Genomic DNA, 24563 nt, shown 5'->3' with positions numbered 1-24563 from the left:
CATCACCCCAAGCCAATGCCATAAGCCACCGCACTGACCGGAGGTTGATTTAGCCCTGCATAAAACTTGGGGGGGGGGATTAAGGATTAATCAAAGGATGTCATCATGTATCAACACATCAGAACGGCCCTAACGGCACAGGGCAATCAGGTTAATAGCACACATCTATCTCCAGGTCCCATAACTGAGCACTATTATTGCCCTTCTTGCCATAACCAGCTGCAATTGCTGCATTCCCATTTTGCAGAGCGTTTATTCATCCATGACCAGGAGCATCCGGATTTCCAGCCGGAGAGGGACTGCCAATGCCGATACCAGATAAGGGCGACAGCAATGTATTCACAAACAGCCCGCACCTTAAACACCTGGCGGAGCCCTATCATAACGCCACCACGACCAAGGACTACTCTGCCACACAGGATTTACTTCTGTATGCTCTGCCAACATGAATACCGTAGGCGAAAGACGTGCCCTCAATGCCAACAGCGTCTGTATAGAACGGAAGCCCGTTGAACGAATGCCATCGGGTTGCCCTGGGCAATGCTAGGATAGATTAACGGTTCAATCATCATCGATTTGCAGGGTTGATTGGGAATATCCCCCATAGAAGCAGAAATTGCCTACTACACTTTCCTAAAAGCGGATGTTATGTCAGTGTGAGGTGCGGTCGCCTGTCGCTGGATAGCATACTGACAATACCTATACACAAGCCAGCACCGAAATTATCGGTAATTTGGTGAAAAGCGGTAGTGCTACCCTCGCGTCACTGAATGCCAAGCGAGCAGCCATCTACTAATTAAGAGCCAAACAGGACGTCAGCGACGAAACGATGGCCAAGATTGTTTAGAAAATCGATCTTCTGGAAATACTGATAGCGGAAGAGTGAGTTTGTACTCCTAAGGCATCATGCTGGAAGAGGCGCTTTGCGGGTCGAGTAATAGACCTATTGCAGAGTATAAAACGAAGCAGGAGATGTGAAAAGTACTGTGCCTGCAGGAGGTCTATTGTTCCAATGCTGTGACCAATATAATGGCGTGCCCAACGGATTTTCATGCTCCCCGACACGACTAAACTTTCCAACTCTTATCTGATTTGAGGGGTGATTCAAACCCTAAGAAAAGATGGATGGTTATTCCTGATTTTTGATTCCTGGCGCGCTGTGCCTCTGATTTGGTCTAACCTTTCTCTATCACATTCTTGTCGAAAAAAATGTAACTCAATCCCATTTAAACCGGAGGAACCCATGAGTTTTTTAGGATGGACGGCGGCGGTGGGGGGACTGATGTTGCTTATGTCACTGGCGTCGGGTTGGATCCACCGCAGCCCAGTGACCTCATTTGGTATATATCTGGCGGCAGGTGTCGCCTGTGGCCCCTGGGCACTGGACTTGCTGCATATCGATATTGTGGCGCATTCGGACCTGACCAGCCGTTTGACCGAGATTGCTATGGCTGCTTCGCTGTTCATTACCGGCCTTAAACTTCGCATTCCTTTTCGTAACCACGGCTGGCGTATGGGCGTGCGGCTGGCTTTCCCCGGCATGTTGCTCACGGTGGCAGGCGTCACGGTGGTGGCGCATTATCTCATCGGACTCTCCTGGCCGATGGCACTGGCCTTTGGGGCGATTGTTGCACCCACTGACCCCGTGCTCGCCAGCCTCATTTCCGTGAATGACGCCCGTGACGACGACGATCTTCGGGTGTCGCTCTCGAGTGAGGCCGGCATGAACGATGGTTCGGCGCTGCCGATTTTAATGCTGGCACTGTTGCTGATGAATTCCACTGAGCCGCTGACTTACCTGCAAATTAGCCATTGGGCACTGGTGGATGTGCTTTGGGCACTACTTGGCGGTCTCGGCATTGGCTATGGTCTGGGGCGTCTGATTGGTCTGCAGGCCACCCGCATGCGCCATGCGCAGGGAGATGTTGCACCCAGTGATTTTATTGCTTTATCGCTGATCACACTGAGCTATGCTGCGGCACAAAGTTTGGATGCATCGGGCTTTTTAGCGGCCTTCGCGGCAGGTGTCGGGTTGCGCAGCGCGGAGTTACGCATTGTGAATCTGCATCCGCCTGAGAATATGGCTGATGATCTGCGCTACCACCCTGCAGAAGAACTGGTAAATCCGCACAACCGCCATTCGTTTGGCGATCGAGGTCCTGCAAAATCCATGGGCCTGATGGTGGGGGATGCACTGTCATTTGGCGATACGATTGAGCGTCTGTTTGCTGCCGGCATTATTGTGGTGTTGGGCATCACCTTATCACAGCATTGGGAGCCCACGGGATTACTCATTGCAGCCATATTGTTTATTGTGATTCGCCCAGCGTCGGTCTATATCGCGACTATCGGCGGTCATACGCCATGCGCGCGACGTTTGATGATCGGCTGGCTGGGGATCCGGGGTATCGGCAGCATCAACTATATCGCTTATGCCTATACCCACGGTATGGCGGGTGCGGAAGCCGACCGTATGGCTGATATCGCTTTCACTGTGATCGTAACTAGCGTGTTGGTGCATGGTTTAACGGTGACGCCGCTGCTCAACTGGCGACAGGAGCGAAAAGATTAGGTCATTCGCAATACTGTTCAGTCGATTTTAGGGCTCTGTCGCATTTGCGTAGGCAAGTTAGCAACAGTTGCGCTACCGCTTTTTTAGGCCGCCAACAGATGAAATTGTTCCGCCAGTGATAAATGCTCTCCGGCTGGATGTTGAAGTTGTCCTTTCCTTAACATGTGGACTAACTCAATACCTGCCAATATCGTCTGCGCCCGACGAAATGAGTTGAACCCCAACATCGGCCGTGTTCGACATTTGATATTTCGGTGGTACTGCTCTATCAGATATGCCCGGCCATATGTTCGCACCGGGGATGGGTTGGCAAGATGTCCTGCGGCAGTTACGTCATGCATGCCTGGCGTACGCTCATCGTAAACTGCGCGGTCAGATAACTGACGAGCTCACGCTTTATCGCTGGTTTTAAAGTTTTTTCGATGACGTCTTTAAGCGCAAGGCATTCCAGACTAAGATCGGCAAACATCTGCTTCAGACGACGATTCTCGGCCTCAAGATCTTTGATCTTTTTAATATCAGCAGCTTCCATCCCGCCATATTTCGCTTTCCAGTTGTAATAGCTAGCTTCAGAAATAGCGGCCTCTCGACACACATCTTTGACGGTCCTGCCAGCTTCGACTGATTTCAGGACGGCGATGACTTGGTGCTCGGTGAATCGGATCTTACGCATAGCGATCTCCTCAGGTGACATAATCAGTATGTCGGAAGATCTCTAAAAGTTAATGGGCCGTTTTGATGGGAGACTTACATCAGCACCTTCTGCGTTGGCGAATTTCCTAACCTAGCTGAATATCTCCTCGGCTTATTCGGCACTGGAAGCCAGTCTATTGATCTGCTCCCCTATTATAAAAAGAATGGGTACTAAACAAACATTTTTCGATCTTGCAGAACGGCATTGACGGATTTCGTGTCATTGTCATATTAATGATTTAACGAGAGAAATCGTAATTGCCAAAGCATGGATTGTTACAAAGGAGGTCAATTTACTCTATGAGTGGCAGAAAGCTGTTTTCCATTTCATCTCAACTAGTATAAGGAGAATCTTCCTGTATGGTTAGATAATACCGTAACAATACTTTGAATGGCGACTCACTAAACTCAATCCCGGTCAAGTACATTCATATTTACTCGACCCAATAACCAGATAAAATCGGTAGCCATTCAATATACTGTCCATAAAAAACTAAATGATGACATCACTCCCTGAATAATTAAGTTCATACATTAGTAACTCCCCTTCTCCCATAACTGTTTCAACGCCGTTAAACTTATGTATAGACCCGAAAAATCTATTTTGATAATTCATTTTATCATTGTGAAATTCGCTGGGTCCTCTGATAGCTTGTACAATAGTCGCTCTTGCCAGGTTTTGTCTTACAAATCTATTTATTGCATTAACACTACCATCTGAAATAGTTATATCTGAGACTCCGCCTTCATAAGTCATAATCCATACAGGCTTGTTATTTTTTAAAATCAAAATAATCCCATTAACTCTCCGGTACCCTATGAAGTAGTTCCTGTAAATGTACTCCCCTTTACAATACTCGATCATTTTCATATCACCATTGGGTGAAGGCCTTATAATAAGATCGTCTGGAAAGCTATAAAGAAAATTATTTGCTTCAACAAGGAACAGTATCATAATATCTTTTCCTCTGGAGGCTTTAGCGCTAACTAACCAACGAATACTTTTATTTGGCGAGTTAATTCTATAAGCCCATATTCAATTTAACAAAAAAACCTAAAATCAGCACCAACACGAAAATTAAAATGCACCGAAAAATTTAAAAAACTTCGGTCAGCACCATGAAAAAAAACAACTAATCAAGTTCAGAAAATCCATATCGCTGAAAAATAAAAATTTAACAAGTAATATTTATTCGGATTACATGTTAATAGTAGCACTATTTTAATAAATTTGTATTTCCTGTAGAGGCATAAATACTATCAAACCTTGCTTTTGCTTACCGCGTTCATCCACATTAGTTGCACTCAACCAACATTGTATTGAGTGATTGATTCCTAACCATTTACTATCAATAATGGAATATCAACGTGCGTCACGGTTGTGCCCAGTCAAGACTTGTTTTTGCCTGAATGTTCCTTCATATTTAAATCTCAGGCGATCTGCAGCTTCAATCGCTGACTGGTTTAAGCTGTCACACTTCCACGCACAACGCCCATAGTTTAAGAAAGTAAAAGACAAATAGCCTCGGTGCTGCAGGCAGTGCGTTTCATCATAGGCGACCAGTCAATCCAGCCAATTTCCACAGCCCCGTCATCTAGTTCAATCCGTTGTAAAATGATGAACTCTATACCTTGCCAGAAGAATAACTGAGAACTGAATAAAATATTGGGTCCTGACTTGCAGCTACTGAGGAAACATAGTGATCACATTGCCTAATATAGACAAGGCGTTTTATATGAAAGTAAGTCCAGTCACGTTTCGTCATCAATGCTGTGCAAAGCGTCAAAGAGGTCCCTGCTGTGCTTAATATCGATTGGATCTAAAAGGCAGTAACTACTTTTAAGAACAACTTTTTGTGGAGAAGATTTTACCACCCAATCAGGTAGTTATTTCCCCAATGTCTGACCAAAAATGGTCACTTCCGTCATTTTAAATCGCCCATATGCTAAAAATTTTCAAAAAATGAATAAAAAAACCCTAAGAATAAAAATTATTTCATCCATATTTTTTATTATTTTTTTCAAAAACTGCATGGCAGAATTTACTCCCACCTACTCAACCCTCTAAATAGGCTCACTTTTATTTTGTAACAGGTTGATTTTATTTTCACAATTGCACTTTTGGCGCTAATTGAGTGTGAAGCACATACTAAAACCAACAATAAAATTCGCACTAGGATTTAGTTAACCCTACCACTAATTTAAAACTTACAAAATTAAAAGAGAGTAAAAAAATAACCACACCGAAGGAGATAAACCTATAAGAAAAAAAACCACACTTTTCCTCCTTCAGTTACTTATTAAAATCTTTACTTAACAAGTAACTGAAGGAAGAACTTGTGGCGGATTACCCCTTAAAATTAAAACTCTAACGGATTAAATTTCAGAAAACAGATATATTCCTTAAAGATAAATACTTAACCGCCGATAGAGTAAGTAGTGAAAGACTAAAAAATTTCATTTTGATTTTTCTAAATAAATAAAATGAACGTTCTACCGCCTTCAACAGGAATTTTTCTGCGTTGAGTTTTCGAGATTAGAAACATGACATTTATACGAAATACCAAAATTAAAACCGCACTTATCCTGATACTGCTCACGTTTTCACTCCTGTGGGCCTGCGCATCGGGTTTTGCTTTATACTCTCTGAAGCAATTAAAACAAGAACTCGGCGTAACATATGTACAACAACTGAACAGCGACATAATTAATGGTGCAAATGCGCAATATTATCGGGCAGTAACAGCACTCGAGCGGGCTGTTGCCGCTGTTGAAAAAAATGACACTGGCGTTGTTGATCTCGAAATGAAAGCCAGCCTCGTGGAATTAGACAGCCTTAAGAATGGCCTTCAACAATTTAAATCTATTGATCACGCTAATATCGACTCCTCCACAATTAATGCTATTTACAACAGCTCTTTTGCCCTCTACAACAGTGCTGTTTTACCAATGCATAAATCAGCAGCAGAAAATAAGATAAGTGATTTTGAAAAAATAAAATCAACCATCTACCTTCCCCTCAGACGCGATTTCAGTGCAGCAATAGATAAATACAACGCCAAAATTTCATCTTTGAATGATCAGGCGAGTCAGAAAATTAACCAATGGGTCGTATGGTGCCAATATATTCTCATAAGTGCTCTATGTATCAGTGTGTTGCTCATGTTACTGACAGACAGGTATCTGGTTAATTTTCTCGTTAAACCCCTAAACATTGTCAAGTCTCATCTTGAATCACTTGCTGTGGGTGTGCTTAACAATAAAATCGGTGACCAGGGTAAAAACTGCGTCGGTCAGTTGATTCCTTACATTCACAAAATGCAGGATAACTGGGCAAAAACCGTGTTTGAGATCCGTAGCAGTGCAGATTCTATTTACAAAGGGTCTAGCGAGATATCTCTCGGAAATGCCGATTTGTCTTCCCGGACTGAAGAGCAGGCGTCTGCGTTGGAAGAAACGGCCTCCAGTATGGAGCAGTTAGGGTCAACCGTACAGCAGAATGCAGATAATGCGAGCCAGGCAAGCACTCTTGCAGAACAGGCAACACACGAAGCCCATCAAGGGGGAATCGTCGTCGGTGGAGTTATCGCTACTATGACGAAGATTACAGCCAGTTCTCACAAAATTGTGGACATTATTAGTGTGATTAACAGTATTGCGTTTCAAACCAATATTCTTGCGTTAAATGCCGCAGTCGAAGCTGCGCGTGCCGGGGAACAAGGGCGGGGCTTTGCCGTAGTCGCGAGCGAAGTACGAAGTTTGGCACAACGAAGTGCACAGGCGGCAAAAGAAATTGGGGTGCTGATTAACGAATCTGTCGAGAACATCCAATCCGGATCTGTGCAGGTGACGCTAGCGGGGGAGGCAATGGAAAAAATCGTCAGTTCAGTCAGTCATGTAAATGACATAATGAGTGAAATTTCGGCAGCGTCAACGGAGCAAAGTAAAGGGATAAGTCAAATAGGAACTGCGGTGGTCCAAATGGACAGCGTCACACAGCAAAATGCGTCGTTAGTGCAGCAATCAGCAGCTGCGGCAGCTTCTCTGGAGGAACAGGCTCGTCAGCTCACTGAAATTGTTTCTGTATTTAAAATTGAAGGGCATGAACGCCGCCCTTTAATCATCCCGCTTATAAGGCCGAAAACACGTGCACAAATAGCTTCACTAAACGATGAACAAGGGGGATGGGCCAAGTTTTGATACCTTAGTCCTTCTCAGTAAATCTGAGAGGGACTTTTTTTATCAGAAGTTAAAGCTATCCTTGCGCCAATCTCCCCTTTGCAATGTCCGCCTCTGGCACAATAGCCGAAAGTCAGATTACGCGATACTAATGTTAACAAGAATACCAGTTCGTTGATGAACAACGACTAATATCTCTAAGTAAAATATTACCGATACAACGTTTTTTTTCTGTCCCCATCCATAGCGTTAAAATTTAGTGCCGTTAACCGCTCGGCCTCTGCTCGACTTATTCCAATAATGAATCCTTGCTGAGTTGATGTATTCAATAGCCCGAAACTCGTTAACGTAACTATTGGTTTCAGCGCGCTGAGGCTTTCTGATTTTGGCCTTACCCATCACGCCATGCTCAATTAGCGTGTGGGCTATCAGAATTATTTCACCGGTCGACATACCGCAGCGACGATATATCACACCTTTTTTACCCGCCTCCACTCACAGATTAACGGGGGTGACATCTTCATCGCGGTATGACTGCATCACGTGCATAGCAGTGGATAAAACCTTCCTCCCATAGGCTGGCTTGCGTAGTGCCTTAACAAGCCATTCAGGTATCTCACCATAGCTATCCTTTGCGATAGCAACCACTTGAGCGACTTCATAGCCGTTTAGAGTGGCATAGGCCTCAACAATATCTTCAGGGCTTCCAATGCGAGACATAGCCATGAAAGATGGACTAAAAAAGTAATCGGTATATCTGTCGGAGATTAACATCTCTCCTATCTCTACCATTGGGTTCATAGGATTCTCCGTAATCATTATCAAGGGAGACACTCGCCACCCTTTGGAATAACTACGCGGTAACCGTGGCAGTATGTGTTGCGATAAAGTTTCCATCTTCGGTAGAAATGACGATTTGAGCGGATCCCGTATCGAGCCGTGTCTCCATCCGGTTGCACAACGATGTATTTCATTGTGCCAGTGTCGGCTTTCTGCTCTACTCAATGAGCAAGTTGCACCTTATAACCATCAGTCAGCCCCGCCTCCTCCAGCCAATCAGATACCTTTTAAAATATCGTCATAGAGACATTTCCTTTTTGATTACGGCATCAATTTGCTCTTTGGACTCACGAAACCCCTCTTTCAAGAATTCCTTTTTTGCAGTAGAGCGCCGGAAAACCAGCTTTACAGTCGGATCATGCACATACATGGCATAATTTGCCGAATAACGCACTCGTCCAGTTAACCGAGTACCTTTCACAATTAACTCTCGAAATTGGCTATTGATGAGCGTTGAGGTGTCAATCGGTGTATAAAGCGCAGCCAGGGATCCGCCAATCATCATTGCTGACTGGATCGCTCTTGCTGCTTTGCGTCCCTGAATTTCGCCAACTAATACAGCAAGCTGCTTTTGTGACTCACGAATGCCAGTTACCTTGACCTTTGCCATATCACACCCCGATAGCCAATTCGTAATCGTCAATCAGGCGTTCGAAAGTGTCAGCATCTCTGCCAGCATCAATGATTGAGTTAGCATCAGCTATTGAGTCAGCATCAGCGATAGGCCATTCAGATATGGGCTTAATTCCACCGTCATCATTCAGAATATCTAATACATCCATCCGGTCGATTTCGACTAGCCGATTTAAGACATAAGCCGCATTTATGCCAACCAGATCATTGCGTTGAGCTTTTATTTCGGTGATTCTGTTTTGGATGTCAAGTTTTGACAATAATTGTGCGGCGATGCCGTTTGCAGTCTTTACGCTGTACCCCGCCCGAATAGCCGCTTGTGTAGCGTTTAAATCGATGAGGTACTCGCGACAGAACATTTCTTGTTTTTCGGTGAGTGCCATAAATTACCTTTGGGAGAAGCATATGGGTAATGTGAAAATTTATGCTGGATTGGTAAACGGCGATCTGACGCCGATTATTGGAGATAAATCATCACAACAGATAGTTGCTGCTTTTACTGGTGATGATACGGTTGCTCCACCGTCATCTGTTACGATTGAAGTAACAACTGAGTCGGGGTCCGAAGTCAAAATATACATACCAAATAGTTCTGCCGACGCCAGTGTTACTGTAAATGGAAAGCGAGTTTAAGCCAACTCAGTATACTGATTCGATGGCCTATCAATCTGGGTTGGTCATTTTTAGAATTTCCTGCTGGTTGGTAAAGTATCACTCTCGGTAATGGCGAGACCAAAATGTTCGAAAACCTCTATTAGATTCTGTCAAATGAGCTTTATCAGCACCTTTGCAGAGTTTTATAAATCCAGCGAAATAAAAAAACCCACGTTAAGTGGGCTTCTGTATTCTAAAGTTCATTTAAAGCCCGTTAGTGGCGCAAAAATCACTAATAATCTCAAACCGCTCCGCGGCCTCATCAGCCCTTACCTCTAGAAATTCATTTTCTAGCATTCCTGAAAACTGGTTGATGACATAATCTCTTACGTCTTCCGGGCTAATTGAGTTCTCACCATTCTCTTTCAATATTTGGAAAACTGCACGATAGAATCTAGCTTCGTCTTGATGGTGCCCCGATATCCATGATTGATGATTAAGCCATTGGCTTAGAGCATCTAACTTTTTTGTCATTGCTATTCCTTTCTTTCGATAAGGGATAACCAATATGTTGCAAAAATGTTTTTCTTTCAATGTTATTCATCGCATATCCTTCTCGTAAATATGCTCTATAATGATAAAGACCCGTTGTGAAAGTGGCTCTCAATTTGCAATTATGTTTTCCTCCCAACGTTCTACCGCCAGTCGATAACTTCATTAAGCCCACCAGTGCAGCCACTCATTAGCAGTAATGTGTGTGGAGTTGATTGGGTGATTGGTTGGCTAAAATGAAAAAGCCCCAGCGGTTAAGCTAGGGCTAAAATTTGGTACGCCATCGCGGACTTGAACCACGCACGGTCAGCATTGAAAGCTGGCGCTCTATCCTGATGAGCTAATGGCGTAATATTTTAATATATAAACAAAAAAATGCCCCTACGAAGCGGGCTAAATCCTCTAAGTCACATACAACAGGGGTAAATCGTTGTGAGTTCAACCCTACGCCTAAATGAGTAGGAAGCAATGAGAATCTCGGACAATATTATGAAAATCGAGCAATTCAATGAAGATAACTCTAATTAATTTTAAATTAACAGGATATTTGACATAAAAAGACTAAATATTCTTACAGAAAAATCTGATTTTACTTATAACTAATCTACAGAAAGCATTCCAATTGCTAAACTCAAATAAAATTTTCGTTCCTCATTTTGCTCTTGTAAAAATTCAGACTTGAAATGTTGTACTAAATTATTCAAGTCGATACTTTCTCCACTTACGCGAAATTTAATAACAGCTTCGCCGATTAACCTACTTACGTAATCGCATGTAGCATTTAAGCTATCTCCCTTAGGGATCATAAAAACCTCAAATTTAAGATGCCCCATTTAGTGTAGGTTATTTCTGGTGCAAATTATCTTGCTTGTATGGAAGAACCAATAAAACCACTGAATGTGCTTGGGTGGCTCAAATTATTACAGTTATGGTTACATTTCAGGAGCAATACAAAGCAATGTGCTGACCTTATACCCTTAAAATGCAAAAGACCCACCGAAGTGAGCATTATACTTGATTACAAAATTATTTAGCGAATTTCTCAGCTTCTTCGCGAATAGTGATGAAGCTTTCACCAAGGCCAATCGCAATCAGTATTCCTACGATATAACCTTCTAGCTTACTGTTTAAAATCTTCTTGAACATAAAACCTCCAATTAAGAGGAGTAATCATTCTATGCCCTTTTAAACATGAGCAGAAGGTTGTGACTAACCTCTAATTAATTTCAATAACTAAGCGGTATTTTCAGACAAAATCTTGTTACCTAAGTTGTCTTAATATTTTAATATGTATAACTATGCAGCAGCGACTATATCGATAATGGAGAATTAATATGGCGAGTTGGCTATCAAAGTTAGTAGGCAGTTTTTGGTCCTTTTTAGGCCAATACCAAAAGCTCTTTTTACGATGTCTGCATCTAACTCTTGCTGCGCTTATAATAGTGCAGATACTCAACAGCAACGGCATGGGATTCACTTCATCTCAACAAATCAGACCTGGGATAACCACTGAGTTATTCACTTGGATGCACATATCGGTCGGTATCACACTATTGTGCTTATGCGTTGTACTGGTTATTTATTGTTTATCCACCCGAGGGTTTCGTTATTTTTATCCCTACCTCTGGGGAGATTTCACTAAAATAATCCGTGATATAAAAACACTTACCCGCTTCAAATTGCCTGAAAGTGAACCAAGTGGCCTAGCAACATCTGTTCAAGGTTTAGGGCTTGGAGCTCTTTCACTCGTCGTTCTCTCAGGTTTTACCTGGTTCATGCTGTGGCGTTCAGGTTCAGCATGGGCATTAGATATGAAAGATATCCATAAAACGCTAACCGGCCTTATTGAGGCATACATCATTGCTCATGGTGGCATGGGGTTGATTCATTTCATAAAGTGGGGCTATAGCAAACCAGAATAATTGATAAGGCCCAGTCGTTAAACTGGGCCTTCATGTTCTTTGTTCGCAGCTTTGCCACTTCTTTAGGGTTGCACAATCTGGTTACCACCCTGTCGGGCAGATTCGATTTTCCGAATACTCCCCTTATCTGCGTTGCACTGCTCTATCACCGTAAGTAAGGTGTCATTCAGCAATAGGCTGTTAACGGCCTACTTATCTAGACTAATGAGTTTGAAACCTCTCAACTGATGTGGAATATTGTTTTATAAGGCTGAACTTCTTAGGCATGTACATGCCAGAGCATAGTTAGATAATTTGAGGTGAGTAATGGACGCCGTATCAGTTGACAAAAAAAAGACTGAATTATCTCTAGATAACAATGAGTTGTTAATTCTCTATTCAGCGTTGAATGAAGTTTGCAATGGTATTTCTGTACCTGAATTTGAAACTAGAATCGGGGCGTCAAAAGAAGCCGCTTTTACGTTGTTAAATGATTTAGGGCGAATTTTAGATAAAATCAGACTCTAGACAACTACTTCGTCAGCATGGGAATTAATGCCATCATTCCGCTCCTCGCTCAAAGCTGTCCTTGGGCCTGACATACGGCAGCTTCGTGCCAGCAGCGGAAGCTGGAGTGCCAGAGGCCCTCTAAAAATTGATGGTTCGTTTGCAGGGATACTTACAGCCGTACTGGCTCAAGTCGGCTCTCGACCAAGCTATACCGGGGCGGTTCAGCTCAGAATCTGGATGAAATAAAGGATCCAGATGCGGATCCAATACCATTTTGACTTCTTATGTAGCAGGTGAAATGGTCAGTTCCAGTATTCATATTTCGCCGTCATTACGGCGTTATGTTTGTCCACATACTGTTTACCTGTCCGATCAGTTGGGGTGATTGTGATATCCATATTGGCGCGTGTGCATTCTCCATGTGAGTTCCACTCCTCGCAGGTGGTCAGATTTTTTTCGATGGTGAAATACGTCTGAGTCTTGCTCAGGGTCAACTCACGGCCCTCGTTATCATAGCCATACTCTTCTATGGTTGAGGGTGATTGGGTTTTGATCAGGCGATGATTGCCATCATAACTATATACAATCGTATTATTATCTATCGCCATACTTCCTTTGCTTGCCGCGCTTGCCAGTAATCCTGATGAATTGAAGTCGTAGTCGATTGTGCCTACTACGGTTTTATCTTTATCTTCCTGTTTTGTGGCCTCGATAACCGAACGATTAACTGCACGGTTGATAATTCCTTTATCGTTAAGCAGGTAAATTCCCTCAAGAGTCTGCCGATATGCCTGCGTGGTTTTCTGACTGTTTTTATCGGCTATGACCCCGTTTGAGTCCACCTGGATGCGCCAGCCAAATTCCGTTTTATTCAACTGAATTTCAGAGGTTGCCGTGAAAACTGCTTTCTGGCCTGTTGAGGTTTTGACCTCCTTCATACGGCCGCCAATTAACTCACCGCATTGACTGAAGTTGCTTTGAACCGATGTGCGAAGATACCCATCAGGACTATCAATAGTGATTGATACAGATTTGGGAATTTCAGTTCTTGTCGGCTGGCTCAGAAGGATGAAGTTGTTCAGTTTGTTTTTAGCGAAGATTTCCGCAGTGCATTGTGCTGCATAAGTCTGAAATGTGCAGAGGGATAAGAGAGTAATTAACAGTTTTTTATTATTGAATGACATTATTTGTTGTCCTCATGAACCGATCAGTTATCCAGATTTGGTTAAGTTGGCGAAGTTTTGTTTCATTGGCTGCTTGTCTGGTTTGACTCACTTGTCAATCAGTGGCTTCACTGTAATCTGGCTACATGCTTTGTACAATAAGGTCCGCTTTTCGCTCACAGCGGAACAAGGTCCAATCATTTGTTGCTGTTCTTCCTTTAAGTAAGGTGAGTGAACTCACTCAGCCCCGTAAAGGGCGTGAATAACTTCGTGATAATTGTCTATGTTTCTATCTGCCGTTCCGCTAGAATGTGTCTAGCTGCGCTTGATGCCCATTCATCAGATTGATCAAGGTGTTCAATCTCTGACTCTGCTATCGGCGTTACGCGGATCAGCGGAACGGAACCGAAAGGCAAATTATCAATCCTACGGCCATCACGGCTGAGGATGATTCGGGTCATTGGGTTATATTCGTCTGTAAGAGTGCAAAACAGGATTGCGCCATATTTTTCAACATCGGTAGCGACCTGATAGCCATCAGCAACGAGATCCCCCAAGCTGATTAATAGATGAGCCCAGTCATCAATCTGATGGCTGGTAATATCCGAAGCATCTAATTCCATGAAAAGTTCGCATCCTACGCCATTTTCCGGGTCTGCAATGCCGGCCCAGGGCGTCGAGAGGCCATCAGTGGCCAGCGTTAATTTGGTGCGGCTCTTAGTGCTGAGTACACGGCGATGCGGCCCGAACCATTTCGTCTGGTTGTGTACGTTTGCGTCACCTCGTTCAGCAGTAAAGCCATCAGACACGTCGCCATACATTTTCCAGAATGCTCGCCTTGCTACAGCGGCAGCCTCATAAATCGGGTCTTGAGGATCGCGCGGCACAATGGTCTCATCGAATAGTGTGTCAACCGTAACGCGCCCCCGTATTAAGGGTATTTTAGACCTTGTCCAGTGAACGATAACCTTATTAAAGGGCTGTATCCGTGATGTTTCGAGTTTCTCGACAACCTCCCGGACCTTCTCAAAGGAGTGGTTACCCCCTGCAACGTGACTCCCGTCTGCATACATGTAGCCTCCGGTTTGTGAGGAGACTCCAGCCTGTTCGGTGATAAAGAACCATTCTCCGTTCACAGCGCCAGCGGGTGCCTTGTCTAAGGCCGAGCGTAAATCCCTTGCCGCATCAGAGTTTGAATATGCTGTCATATCTGTCCTTTAGCTTCATGTCTTATGCATCATACTTAGTTTAACTTTTTCAAAATTATAGTATTAATTATCTTTCGGCCAGACAAACTGAAAAACGTCCACCGGGATCAGCTACCCTCTGCCTGCAGACGAGACAAGCCACTCAACTTTCTCTAATGACGCAGCACCTTACGTACACATTCCCGGTTTTGCGCGCATAAGCGCAAACGTCCGCTCCTCGCTCACAGTGGACCCCCAGCCCAGTTAATTTGTCCGTTTCGTGCCAGCAGCGGATATAGAGAAAGTTATGGCACGAACCGGATAGATAGCTAAAAGCGCACTATCCGCCGTTGTGGGATACTTACAGTATTAGTACCAGCCATTCATATTACTCAGAGGCTGAAGCGAATCTCTACAGACTGTGTACTGCGCTCTGCCTCTCCATGGTAAACAGCCTCGATGTTGTTACCATCAGGATCGAGCACAAAAGCCGCGTAGTACCCTGGATGGTAGCTTCGTTCGCCAGGCGCTCCATTGTCACGCCCACCATGAGAGAGTGCCGCATGGTAAAAAGCATCCACCACTTCACGGTTCTTGGCCTGAAAAGCCAAATGATGGCGTCCTGTCAGCTCACCTGCAGAGGCTGGACTTTTTACTGACGAAACGACAAGTTCATCTGCCCAGATATAATCGTCGTCTGTACTTATTACAGGGATCTCCAGAACAGATAGTACAACTGTGTAAAAAGCTTTGCTTGTTTCGAAGTTGTTTACTACAAGCTGGATATGGTCGATAAGCCTGCCACGATGTAGCCGATAATTTTCGATGGGAAATTTCCTCAGTCAGTCGCATCGACTGGCATTTATCTATTTTCTAAAAAGAACTGATCCACAATTATACCGTTGATCCTGTATTACTTTTTACTCTTGAGCATATTCGGGGTCAGCGAATTTCCGCTCTTCGCTCAAATCTGCCCGTCAACTTCGTGCCAAGAGTGGACATTGATAATATTACATTGCGTTAAAAATTAGGAAGCAGGTCAACCTCACGAGTGAGGTTGTGTTGGCTCGGCCATTTTTAATAGATTCAGAAATATTCCGTTTCATGATTAGAAATCCAGATGAGGATTGAGCCACGATAGTCGTCATTAGTGGAGGCTATCAACGAGCATTTATCTGCATTACCATCAGCGGTGTAAGCACAATTTTGCTTTACCCGGACAGTTAATCCCCCTCTTTTTGATACACTATCTAAGTCAAGAAATTGCGCGCTTCCGGATGGGTAAAATATGCGAGTATCCTCTTGATCTTTATAGTTTCTTATACGCACAGGGAATTGGTTATTGTGATATTCATATCGCTTTACAACTTCGCCCGTGTCTTTGTCCACGATTGTTTCAAGCAACCCACGTACATTATAGCTGAGCACATATTTGCCCTTTTCATTCTCAAGCTCAGTGATTTCGCAAAGTTCATTGATTTTTCCGGTAATACGCAGGCCTTTAAAAGAGGTTAGTGCACCATCTTTGTTTACCAAATGGAACTCTCGGTCATTTGCCTTATCAACCATGTTGATATTAGTAAAGCACCCGCTTTGATCGTATCTAACTTCTGTCATAGCCTGAAGTTTACCGTAAACATCTCGGATCCACTGGATGCTATGTTTTACGTTCCCAGTAGTTGCATCATGCTCGAACAAAAGAGCAGCATTTAAGACCGCCGGTTTGAATTGAGTAAATGCAGCGACATTAAATGATATTGCCAAAAATAATAGACTTAAAAGCACCCTTGCTTTCATTAATCATTCCTTTATCAGTAGGATCGCACTCTAAGGTGACGTGGGACTCAAGTTATCCAATGCTTTGCGAATAGCCACGAATAATCGAGATGCTTCCATGCCACAAGTTAAGCGTCTGTTGTTCGCTCATACACAACAACGGAGAATAATCCAGCCGGAGTTGCTGTTTAACGTACATAGATTCACGCTGCGGCAAAATATTGGCCGTATATCTTTTTTTGATTTCCCTGCTGGCGATATTCACCGCCCGGCTTGTCCGAATAGTAGCGCGTGGTCGTATTGACTCTGCGATAGAGCTTTTTGGCTTTGTTATCCTGATGATTCGCAATGTTATCCATTCTGAGTGGATGCCAATTTAAGTGTAAGCGGGCGCGCCAGAGAAGCGCTCTGTCCTTTTACTTATTGCAGATAGCCCGTTACCAATACAGGCCATCTGCTTCAGCGTGGACCGTCGGGTTCCGATTAATGCTAATTAATCCAGTAGCGGCTTGCGGTTTTCTTTCGCCGGCTCTGGCTTGAGTTTTTCAACGGGAATACTGCACATGGTTTCAGCTATTATCCCAAAAAGAGAGTCTTTCGGGAAGGTTTCCCATTGGCCCACATCCAGCTCCGCATGTATAAGATCGCCTTCCGCAAACGGTTTGGAAAAAAGCGTACGTCCCATAACCGCACGCTGGTTTTTGTCGCAGTTAATAACATCGATTGCCCGGGAACTGGAAACGTAGACGGGTGGGTTTTTTATAATCAGTGTCTGCTCCGCGTAGTTATTGATGAAATAAAACCGGCGCAAGTGGCTGTTACCCTGGTAAGTTGAAATCACCCTGAAATCGACATACGAAGTCACTCTATCATCTGCAAGAATTTTTATTAAACCAGCCGGTGCTTGGGCGGGCACTTGCGGCTGTGGTTTACTGATCCCAGTACACCCCGCCAGCATAAGTAATGCCAGCCATATCAGCTTTTTCATTTCGCTACCCCGCCGGTTAAATCAGGTCGTAATGTCGCGAGCATATCAGGTGTGACATTTCCCTGAACGGAACAGAGCAATAATGTCCCTTCTTTACCTTTGCTGAGCATTAACAGCTTTTCGGTGCTTTCTTTTGCCGGAGCAATACCTGACACCGCTTGCGCATTTTCTCTCCAGGCACTGTTGGGGTCTACTTTAATCATCGCCTGAGAGAGATAATCATCTCCGGCCTTGCCCCAGGTTAAATGATCAAGCTTGGACATGACCTCTTCAGGCGATTCTTTGAAAATCAGCCCCCAGTAATAGTACTTACCATAATTGATTTCATTAAGGTTGCTGGTTTGCAGAAAATATCCCGATAGCGTCAGATTTAATTCATGTAGAGGTTGGGCAAACCAGACGATGCCATTACCGTCAACCGGCGCTTTGAACCAGGCGTGAAATTGCTGGTCAACCGTTAAAGGTGCTACGCGACTGAGTGTGGTTCGCTGATGATAGATTTCACTGAAAAATGTTGTGTCGCAACGCGTCAGGCTTTGCGTCAACGTATTGGCATAAACAGGTAACGTAGCCCCTGTCATTCCTAGCATGAGCACAATGGAGCAGATAATTTTATGCATGTAATATCCATATAATAAAAAAGACGCTATTTTTATCGGCACTCTGCAATGATACTTTACGCTTTCGTCTTTAACTCCCTTATCTGGCATGTTAAAAAAACTGCCCTTGCAGTTATGACCTCCAGCAACCCCTGTTGTGTAGTCCCTTGAGCACGGCACATTCTATGTGCTTTTAATATCTTTGCAGTCGATTAGCAATAGATCTATTATGGTAAATACGACCGACATAGTTTAATGGTTATATCCTATAGCCGTAAAATTAACTTCCGCTCCTCGCTGACTATAGCGTGGATTAAGTGTTGCACTGAAAGCTATCAATCAAAGTAAATACAGTCAGGCATCTTCCCACAGCGGCACCAATTCAACAGGCAACTGTTCCTTATCAAATCCCTCAAACCAGTAAACTGTGTCTTTTTGCCCAACAATCGGCACTTCTCCCCAACCCGGATGAAACAATGCGCGCTCCCAGTCCGGCTTGAGACGACCACGTCGTTTAAGGCGCTCACCATTACATGCAACTGCGCGTATTGAAGGAAAGTTAATAAAGAAACTTAACGGCATTCCTTCTTTTTGTGCACGTCGCAATTGCCGTGAGATCCAGGCTTGGTTACGTTGGCGAAGCTTTTTTTTCATTGGCTACACATCTGCTAAGACAATTGATAAACCTAGTAATGACAGTATGTCTGGTGAGTTTCCAGATGTACTCAGTTACTCTTGCATTTATATCGCTAAATGGCCAGGTCACTATAATTGCCCATAATACCAGCGTTCGCCTGAAAACCACTCATCCGGGTCGTCACCACCATAGTAGTCAAGTGTAATACCTAATTCCTGAACCCCATCTGGAAGAATAAGCCCCCACTCACGGGCAAGGCTTCGTTCCCTGAGGAGTACCGATGAACCATTTTCAGAACTCCCCTCTGTAATGAAGCTTTGAAAGTATTCCTCTGAACGAAATAAACAGACCTCACTTGTAAACATATCCGGGAGGCAAATTACGGCAGTAATTCGAGGGATATCATCGCAATCTGCTGTGGCGAGCATCAAGTTGGAACAGGCATTGATCATGACTTGCGCACACTCTGCCTTAACTTTCTGCTTGCTGTATTTTCCTTGAACAAGATTAATTTCTACAGGTATCTTGTAATTCCAGTAATGTTGCTCTTCCGGAAAAACGGCACGAACTGGGTTATGAAAAGTTTCGGACCAACGGTTAAGTGATTTTATACGACGGGGAATGTTTCGTATTTTGGTGCGGTTATCCCTACATAATCGCCTGCTCATATTTTTTAACTTCCTGCTTGTTCAGTTGGCTATAGCGTTGGTCGAAAATAACTTCACTGTAATTTAGCGACATATTTTGCACAAGAATGTCCGCTCTTCGCTCAAAGCTGCCCGATGTTCTTTAGGCGGTTTAGTGCCAGGAGCAGACGTTATAACGCTTATTCCTTTCACTCATATTGTAAAACAGGATAATGAATATTCTTACGGTATAAATGTAATACATCCGAAGCTTGTATTTGCATCCAGAGGAGTAATGGCGCGTAGTTTATCGAGGCGAATCATCAAATTGATGGCCTCCATTTTTGCAGCACCAAAAACTCTTCTTTGCTTGAGGTCGTGCGAGTGGTTAGTGCTGTGTAGATATTACGTGCTTCATCCTTATCCGAACCATAACCCCAACCGTTGCCGAAATTACCGGTGCCGAGGGCGAGTGTTGAGAGTCTAAGACCTGTATTTCCAAAGATGCGGTAACACATGGCTTCACCTCTTAAAGACAGTTTTCCGGAGAGTTAAAATGATTATCAGAATATGAGGGAGACGCCGACAACTCAGGTCGCTGTATGCTCATACTCAGAATTAGACTCAATATCCGTGGCAACGGTAGCCATCAGCCGAAAACTTTCGAAACCAGGCAATTGCATTTGCGCTTTTTAATTTCAATAGAGTGTAGTTCACAGAGTGCAACTCACCATTCTCCATATCCCATACGAGGACAGTTCAGATTAGACTCGAACTGGAAGAGAAGAGGCGTGACTTGGCTCCGTTCAACATGACCTTATACAAACTGTTTTGAAAATGAAGTTGATTAAAAAATAATTAGCGGCCGTGAGGTGCCCTGTCTATACTTTTGAAATTGACGTTCAGGCGGAGCGGGTGTGGATTCAAATCTGACTGCACCTGACACAGTCATGAGCAAAGGGTAAGGTCAACACCCCTCAAACCTTTAAAAACCGAAACACTTTCGCCAGCCTCTCTATTCTGATGCTCTGGCGACGGCCTTCTTGTGACTAAAAAATGGCAATGTCATTGCTATTTTTAACGGAGAGCGAAATCTATGAGCACATTTACTACTCGGGACAAGACTGAGATCTATTATAAAGACTGGGGCACAGGCCCGGTGGTGGTTCTTAGTCATGGCTGGCCTCTGAGCTCCGATAGCTGGGAAGCGCAAATGTTCTTCCTGGCAAACAATGGCTACCGGGTCATAGCCCATGACCGCCGGGGGCACGGTCGCTCCAGCCAACCCTGGAACGGGAATGAAATGGATACTTATGCTGACGATTTGGCAGAATTACTGGATCATCTGGAGATAGAAGGGGCCTCACTGTTCGGTTTCTCCGCGGGGGGCGGCGAAGTGGCACGATATATTGGTCGCCACGGGACTGCTCGGTTAGCCAAAGCGGGGTTGATCTCGGCAGTTCCTCCGCTCATGGTGCAGACTGAGTCAAATCCAGGTGGTCTGCCACTGTCAGTTTTTGATGGGATCCGTGCAGCTTCTGTTGCTGACCGCTCGCAGCTTTACATTGACGTCGCCAGCGGCCCCTTCTTTGGATATAACCGTCCCGGTGCCATCCCATCCCAAGGGGTAATCTATGCCTTCTGGGTGCAGGGCATGATGGGCGGACACAAAAACACTTATGACTGCATCAAAGCGTTCTCCGAAACAGACTTTACCGAGGACCTTAAGAAATTCTCTCTTCCTACGCTGATTTTACACGGCGATGATGACCAAATAGTCCCAATCGACGCTGCTGCCCGATCCTCATCCAGGCTTATTCCACATGCTGAACTGGTGATTTATAACGGAGCTCCTCACGGTATTACAGATACCCACAAGGAACGGCTCAACAATGATTTGCTGGCATTCCTTCGCAGTTAAGTCGCCATCCAAATCCCGATAGAATCCCCGTTGAGGAGACATACATGACCAGTAAAACGGCTCTGATAGTAGTGGATAACTTCAGAAGAAATATCATCATGAATGGAGCACGTGCTTCGTAATTACATGAGGTGCTCTGAATCAGCATTAGTTTAAAGGCATCTGCGAGCCATTAATGGGCTGCCCCCCAGCCCATTGTTTACATACGCGGAAAAATATCATGAATGTCTGTTCCTCGCTCTTAACGGACCCTACGCCCGCCTCAGACTGCTTTGTGCCAGATAAAGTCCTGCCCGCATGCGGCAATTAGAACTCTCACATTGTTTATGCTGTAAACCGGCTTTCTGGTAAACCGGCAAAGACTGTAGATTCGGCCTTCAGTAAAGCACCGTCATAAATTGATGGCGCAGAGAGCCCCACAGAAGCAGTGGTGCAGTAGAGGTTGGTGAAGCCCTCACCGGCAAGTGTCGGACAGGTACTCTGGATACCAAGGGATGGCAGGATAGTGTCTGTGGTCCCATCCGGACTGTAACGAACAATACGATTCCCTCCCCATTCAGCATTCCATAAATAGCCCATCGCATCCACGCAGGAGCCGTCAGGTGCACCATTGCCTACTGTTTCGGTGAACACGCGCGGCTTGTCCAGAGATGGATAATCGCAGCAGAATATTTTGCCCTGCATCGAGTCGCTGTAATAGATCGTGCAGCCATCGGGGCTGAAACAGATGCTGTTCGGGATGGCGACCTCGGGCAGCGAAAGCGTTTCAACGGTCAGCGTTGCAGCATTTAGTCGGTGAAATTTACCGATGACTTTTACGGGATAACCTTCATCCATAGTCCCAAAGACAAAATTACCGGCACGGTCGCACCGTCCGTCACCTGTGCGGGTGCCTGTTTCTCCCGGTGAGGCTGCCACCGTTGTAAGAATACCGGTGTTGAGATCATAGAAAGCCAGCCTAGACGCGAGTCCCATCAGCAGAATGTTACTCTTTTCTGTCAGGGCAAAGGACCCAAGGCGTTCTGGCAGCGACCAGCGCATCACAGCGTCATCGCCTTCTTCTAAGGCGAGTAGCTCACTGCATTCAATGTCAGTCCAATAGAGTCTGCGCGTTCTTTCACACCACAGGGGGCACTCTCCCAGCGTATTCCTGACATCAGCTGCAATTGAAAACATGTTAATCCTCCGGATAAATAAAGGTCGTACTGCGCATTGAGCGTGGCTCACCCGCATCTGCGCTGTGGTAAACGTGGGTAAACGCAGTTACTGCAGAAAACGCGCAGAAAGCCGATCGCTGAAAAGCATGACGGCAAGTCCGATCAGCATAACCAGCATTCCCCCCAGCCTGAGTAACGAAACCGGCCGTCGCACGGCCCCCAGCAATCCAAAATGGTCAATCATCTGTGATGAGAGTAATTGTCCGACAATTGCCAGCCCCAGCAGGGCTGAAAACCCGATTTTCGGCGCGAGCACCACATAGCTGAACAGGGCACATGCGCCTATTAGACCGCCCGCCAGACTCCAAAGTGGTTGCGACGGAATGGCCGCTAACGATGTCATCAATCCACCCCGCAGCAGCGAGTAAATCCCCAGACTGAACGCACCGGCCGTAAAGGAAAACAGGGCAGCGGTGACAGGGTCGCCGCCCAGTCCTCGCGCCAGCTGGCTGTTCAGGGTCGTCTGCAGGGTGATACCGAGACCTGCGGCAAAAGCGATTACGTAATAGATCATGCTCATGTTTTTCATCCCGGTCAGTCTGCCTGCTCCAGCGGCAGGAAGGTGTCAGCAAACATGTCAGGCTGGTAGCCAGAGGCGGCAAACAGGTGCTCACGCGACTCATCAATCGCTGCATGCAGTCGTGCGCTGTCTACGCCCAGCACCCTGCCGTTCTGTTTAACGATGCGTCCGCCGATCATGACGGTGTCGATGTTGCTGCGCTCTGCGGCATGTACCACCGTGCCAAAGGCATGTCCTGACGGGTAAAGGTTGATATCACTGGCGTTGATCAGCACCAGGTCAGCCTGTTTGCCCGGCGTCAGACTACCCACTTTGTCCTGCAGCCCTGCACAGGCCGCGCCATCGAGAGTCGCTGCTTTAAGGAGTTGCGCCGCCGGGAGCGTTTTCAGCGCATATTCGGAATCGCAGCACTGCTGCTGATGCATGCCCATCACCCGCTGCAGGTAAAAGGCCACGCGCATCTCCATAAACATGTCGGTGCTGTATGAGGTTTCATTGTCAACGCTCAGGCCGGGGTTGATCCCATGACGCTGCGCGGCCTCAATGGCGAACATCCCGCTTTCGATGCCATAGTGCGAATCTGAGCGCGGGCAAACGTTCACCCGGACACCGGCTTCCCGCAGAATTTCCCATCCCTCGTCAGGCAACGCTGTGCAGTGATTGAAAATATTGTCCGGACCCAGCAGCCCCTGCTGATGCAGTGACTCAAGTTCAGACCCCATCTCAGCACCAAAGAACTCAGTCACGATCGACAGTCCCAGCCTGCGGGCCTCGGCCCACAGATCTGGCTCCAGCTGGGCCATGACGGCAAGATACACCAGGCTTTCAGGGTTGTTCGTGAAATACTTTTCCTGCAGGCGCTGCCAGTTACCCGGCCAGTGCGCTTTATCCCATTCGCCTGCTACCGGTGCACCAGAAGCATGGATGGCGCGAATGCCGCTATCAAGCAGGGCCTCGACGGCGGCATCCGAATGCGCTGCGGTGCGGCTGTTGTGCGAATTATCAATCATGGTGGTGATACCCGCGTCAATAGCGCCCACTGCCGTCAGCAGGTTGCCGACATATATATCGGCAGGCCGGTAATATTTAGCGAACGAGAAGTGCGTGGCGTTGCTGTAGTCGTCCAGACAGGTGGCATTAGGGTTAATGCGGCGCAGCTGTCCTTCCCATGCGTGACGATGAGAGTCGACCATCCCCGGCATAGCGATCATGTTGGTGGCATCGATGACATGGGCTCCTGGCGCTTCTAGGTTCTGGCCCACGGCGGTAATAGTTGAACCGTTGATGAGAATATCACCGCGTTCAATGTTACCGACGCGCTCATCCATGCTCAGTATCGTCGCGCCACGAATCAACGTTGCCGGTGGCGTTATAGTCTGATTGTTAACAATATTTCGGATGTAATCGGTCATTAAAGTTGCCTCTTTCCTGTTTAATGAAGAAACAATACATCAC

Annotated in this window: 23 protein-coding genes and 4 pseudogenes; 7 read left to right on the top strand and 20 right to left on the bottom strand. The window is 45.5% G+C overall.

Going from position 1 to position 24563, the window contains the following annotated elements:
• The first annotated feature begins 105 nt into the window (after nt 1-105).
• Nucleotides 106-513, top strand: a complete 408-nt coding sequence (locus Q2T72_RS05995; RefSeq protein ID WP_372568805.1) for a putative zinc ribbon protein — start codon at nt 106-108, stop codon at nt 511-513.
• Nucleotides 514-1243: 730 nt separating this feature from the next.
• On the top strand, nt 1244-2572 hold the full coding sequence (locus tag Q2T72_RS05990) for a cation:proton antiporter (protein ID WP_372568804.1): 1329 nt from the start codon (nt 1244-1246) through the stop codon (nt 2570-2572).
• An 83-nt stretch (nt 2573-2655) separates the two neighbouring features.
• On the opposite strand, the pseudogene Q2T72_RS05985 reads toward Q2T72_RS05990, so the two are convergent.
• From Q2T72_RS05985 to Q2T72_RS05975, 3 genes and pseudogenes are all read right to left on the bottom strand, one after another.
• Nucleotides 2656-2844: pseudogene (locus Q2T72_RS05985) on the bottom strand (DDE-type integrase/transposase/recombinase); the annotation flags it as partial.
• A 65-nt stretch (nt 2845-2909) separates the two neighbouring features.
• Nucleotides 2910-3245, bottom strand: a pseudogene (locus Q2T72_RS05980) (transposase); the annotation flags it as partial.
• A 513-nt stretch (nt 3246-3758) separates the two neighbouring features.
• Nucleotides 3759-4220, bottom strand: coding sequence for a DUF5680 domain-containing protein (locus tag Q2T72_RS05975; protein WP_372568803.1), 462 nt, complete (start codon nt 4218-4220; stop codon nt 3759-3761).
• A 1589-nt stretch (nt 4221-5809) separates the two neighbouring features.
• Between Q2T72_RS05975 and Q2T72_RS05970 the strand changes: the two genes are divergently transcribed.
• Nucleotides 5810-7465, top strand: coding sequence for a methyl-accepting chemotaxis protein (locus Q2T72_RS05970; protein WP_372568802.1), 1656 nt, complete (start codon nt 5810-5812; stop codon nt 7463-7465).
• 228 nt (nt 7466-7693) lie between these two features.
• On the opposite strand, the pseudogene Q2T72_RS05965 reads toward Q2T72_RS05970, so the two are convergent.
• From Q2T72_RS05965 to Q2T72_RS05955, 3 genes and pseudogenes are all read right to left on the bottom strand, one after another.
• A pseudogene (locus tag Q2T72_RS05965) lies at nt 7694-8218 on the bottom strand (DUF6246 family protein).
• 304 nt (nt 8219-8522) lie between these two features.
• The gene (locus Q2T72_RS05960; RefSeq protein ID WP_372568801.1) at nt 8523-8894 is read right to left on the bottom strand and encodes an HK97 gp10 family phage protein; all 372 of its coding nucleotides are present in this window, start codon (nt 8892-8894) and stop codon (nt 8523-8525) included.
• 112 nt (nt 8895-9006) lie between these two features.
• A pseudogene (locus Q2T72_RS05955) lies at nt 9007-9300 on the bottom strand (terminase small subunit); the annotation flags it as partial.
• Nucleotides 9301-9322: 22 nt separating this feature from the next.
• Between Q2T72_RS05955 and Q2T72_RS05950 the strand changes: the two are divergent.
• Nucleotides 9323-9550 carry a hypothetical protein gene (locus tag Q2T72_RS05950; protein ID WP_372568800.1) on the top strand — a complete coding sequence of 76 codons (228 nt, stop codon included), beginning with the start codon at nt 9323-9325 and terminating at the stop codon, nt 9548-9550.
• Between the two features lie 225 nt (nt 9551-9775).
• Here the strand turns inward: Q2T72_RS05950 and Q2T72_RS05945 are convergent, their stop codons facing one another.
• Nucleotides 9776-10045 carry a hypothetical protein gene (locus Q2T72_RS05945; RefSeq protein WP_372568799.1) on the bottom strand — a complete coding sequence of 90 codons (270 nt, stop codon included), beginning with the start codon at nt 10043-10045 and terminating at the stop codon, nt 9776-9778.
• Between the two features lie 1352 nt (nt 10046-11397).
• Here Q2T72_RS05945 and Q2T72_RS05940 point away from each other — a divergent pair.
• Both Q2T72_RS05940 and Q2T72_RS05935 read left to right on the top strand, forming a co-directional pair.
• Entirely contained in the window at nt 11398-11985 is a 588-nt protein-coding gene (locus tag Q2T72_RS05940) for a cytochrome b/b6 domain-containing protein (RefSeq protein ID WP_372568798.1), read from the top strand.
• Nucleotides 11986-12291: 306 nt separating this feature from the next.
• Nucleotides 12292-12492: a hypothetical protein gene (locus Q2T72_RS05935; RefSeq protein WP_019213397.1), complete on the top strand. Its 201-nt coding sequence runs from the start codon at nt 12292-12294 to the stop codon at nt 12490-12492.
• Between the two features lie 284 nt (nt 12493-12776).
• Here Q2T72_RS05935 and Q2T72_RS05930 read toward each other — a convergent pair whose 3' ends face one another.
• The 10 genes from Q2T72_RS05930 to Q2T72_RS05885 form a co-directional block, all read right to left on the bottom strand.
• On the bottom strand, nt 12777-13658 hold the full coding sequence (locus Q2T72_RS05930) for a hypothetical protein (protein WP_042569354.1): 882 nt from the start codon (nt 13656-13658) through the stop codon (nt 12777-12779).
• A gap of 260 nt (nt 13659-13918) precedes the next feature.
• Nucleotides 13919-14845 (bottom strand): hypothetical protein, encoded by a 927-nt coding sequence (locus Q2T72_RS05925; RefSeq protein WP_372568797.1) that lies wholly within the window; start codon nt 14843-14845, stop codon nt 13919-13921.
• Nucleotides 14846-15216: 371 nt separating this feature from the next.
• A complete protein-coding gene (locus Q2T72_RS05920; RefSeq protein ID WP_032905710.1) occupies nt 15217-15651 on the bottom strand; it encodes a VOC family protein in 435 nt (144 codons plus the stop codon).
• 259 nt (nt 15652-15910) lie between these two features.
• Nucleotides 15911-16621, bottom strand: coding sequence for a YnfC family lipoprotein (locus Q2T72_RS05915; RefSeq protein ID WP_372568796.1), 711 nt, complete (start codon nt 16619-16621; stop codon nt 15911-15913).
• Between the two features lie 182 nt (nt 16622-16803).
• Nucleotides 16804-16959, bottom strand: coding sequence for a hypothetical protein (locus tag Q2T72_RS05910; protein ID WP_155412742.1), 156 nt, complete (start codon nt 16957-16959; stop codon nt 16804-16806).
• A gap of 134 nt (nt 16960-17093) precedes the next feature.
• Nucleotides 17094-17588 (bottom strand): surface-adhesin E family protein, encoded by a 495-nt coding sequence (locus Q2T72_RS05905; protein ID WP_226714027.1) that lies wholly within the window; start codon nt 17586-17588, stop codon nt 17094-17096.
• The gene (locus tag Q2T72_RS05900; protein ID WP_050089656.1) at nt 17585-18208 is read right to left on the bottom strand and encodes a hypothetical protein; all 624 of its coding nucleotides are present in this window, start codon (nt 18206-18208) and stop codon (nt 17585-17587) included. Before Q2T72_RS05900 ends, Q2T72_RS05905 begins: the two co-directional genes overlap by 4 nt.
• A 333-nt stretch (nt 18209-18541) precedes the next feature.
• The gene (locus Q2T72_RS05895) at nt 18542-18841 is read right to left on the bottom strand and encodes a hypothetical protein (RefSeq protein ID WP_145603350.1); all 300 of its coding nucleotides are present in this window, start codon (nt 18839-18841) and stop codon (nt 18542-18544) included.
• A gap of 111 nt (nt 18842-18952) precedes the next feature.
• Nucleotides 18953-19492, bottom strand: a complete 540-nt coding sequence (locus tag Q2T72_RS05890) for a DUF3916 domain-containing protein (RefSeq protein ID WP_372568795.1) — start codon at nt 19490-19492, stop codon at nt 18953-18955.
• A 281-nt stretch (nt 19493-19773) separates the two neighbouring features.
• A complete protein-coding gene (locus Q2T72_RS05885; RefSeq protein WP_074010916.1) occupies nt 19774-19968 on the bottom strand; it encodes a hypothetical protein in 195 nt (64 codons plus the stop codon).
• Nucleotides 19969-20546: 578 nt separating this feature from the next.
• Here Q2T72_RS05885 and Q2T72_RS05880 point away from each other — a divergent pair.
• Nucleotides 20547-21371: an alpha/beta fold hydrolase gene (locus tag Q2T72_RS05880; RefSeq protein WP_050883252.1), complete on the top strand. Its 825-nt coding sequence runs from the start codon at nt 20547-20549 to the stop codon at nt 21369-21371.
• 324 nt (nt 21372-21695) lie between these two features.
• Here the strand turns inward: Q2T72_RS05880 and Q2T72_RS05875 are convergent, their stop codons facing one another.
• The 3 genes from Q2T72_RS05875 to Q2T72_RS05865 all read right to left on the bottom strand — a co-directional run bounded on the left by Q2T72_RS05875 (nt 21696) and on the right by Q2T72_RS05865 (nt 24520).
• A complete protein-coding gene (locus Q2T72_RS05875) occupies nt 21696-22547 on the bottom strand; it encodes an SMP-30/gluconolactonase/LRE family protein (protein WP_372568794.1) in 852 nt (283 codons plus the stop codon).
• 87 nt (nt 22548-22634) lie between these two features.
• Nucleotides 22635-23108 (bottom strand): DMT family transporter, encoded by a 474-nt coding sequence (locus Q2T72_RS05870; protein ID WP_372568793.1) that lies wholly within the window; start codon nt 23106-23108, stop codon nt 22635-22637.
• A gap of 14 nt (nt 23109-23122) precedes the next feature.
• Nucleotides 23123-24520 (bottom strand): amidohydrolase family protein, encoded by a 1398-nt coding sequence (locus tag Q2T72_RS05865; protein WP_372568792.1) that lies wholly within the window; start codon nt 24518-24520, stop codon nt 23123-23125.
• Nucleotides 24521-24563: the final 43 nt, after the last annotated feature.

The organism is Yersinia sp. 2466 StPb PI (genome assembly GCF_041538325.1).
GTDB classification, from domain to species: domain Bacteria; phylum Pseudomonadota; class Gammaproteobacteria; order Enterobacterales; family Enterobacteriaceae; genus Yersinia; species Yersinia enterocolitica_E.
Note: the sequence above shows the minus strand (reverse complement) of the source record. Positions and strands in the feature narration are given on the sequence as shown.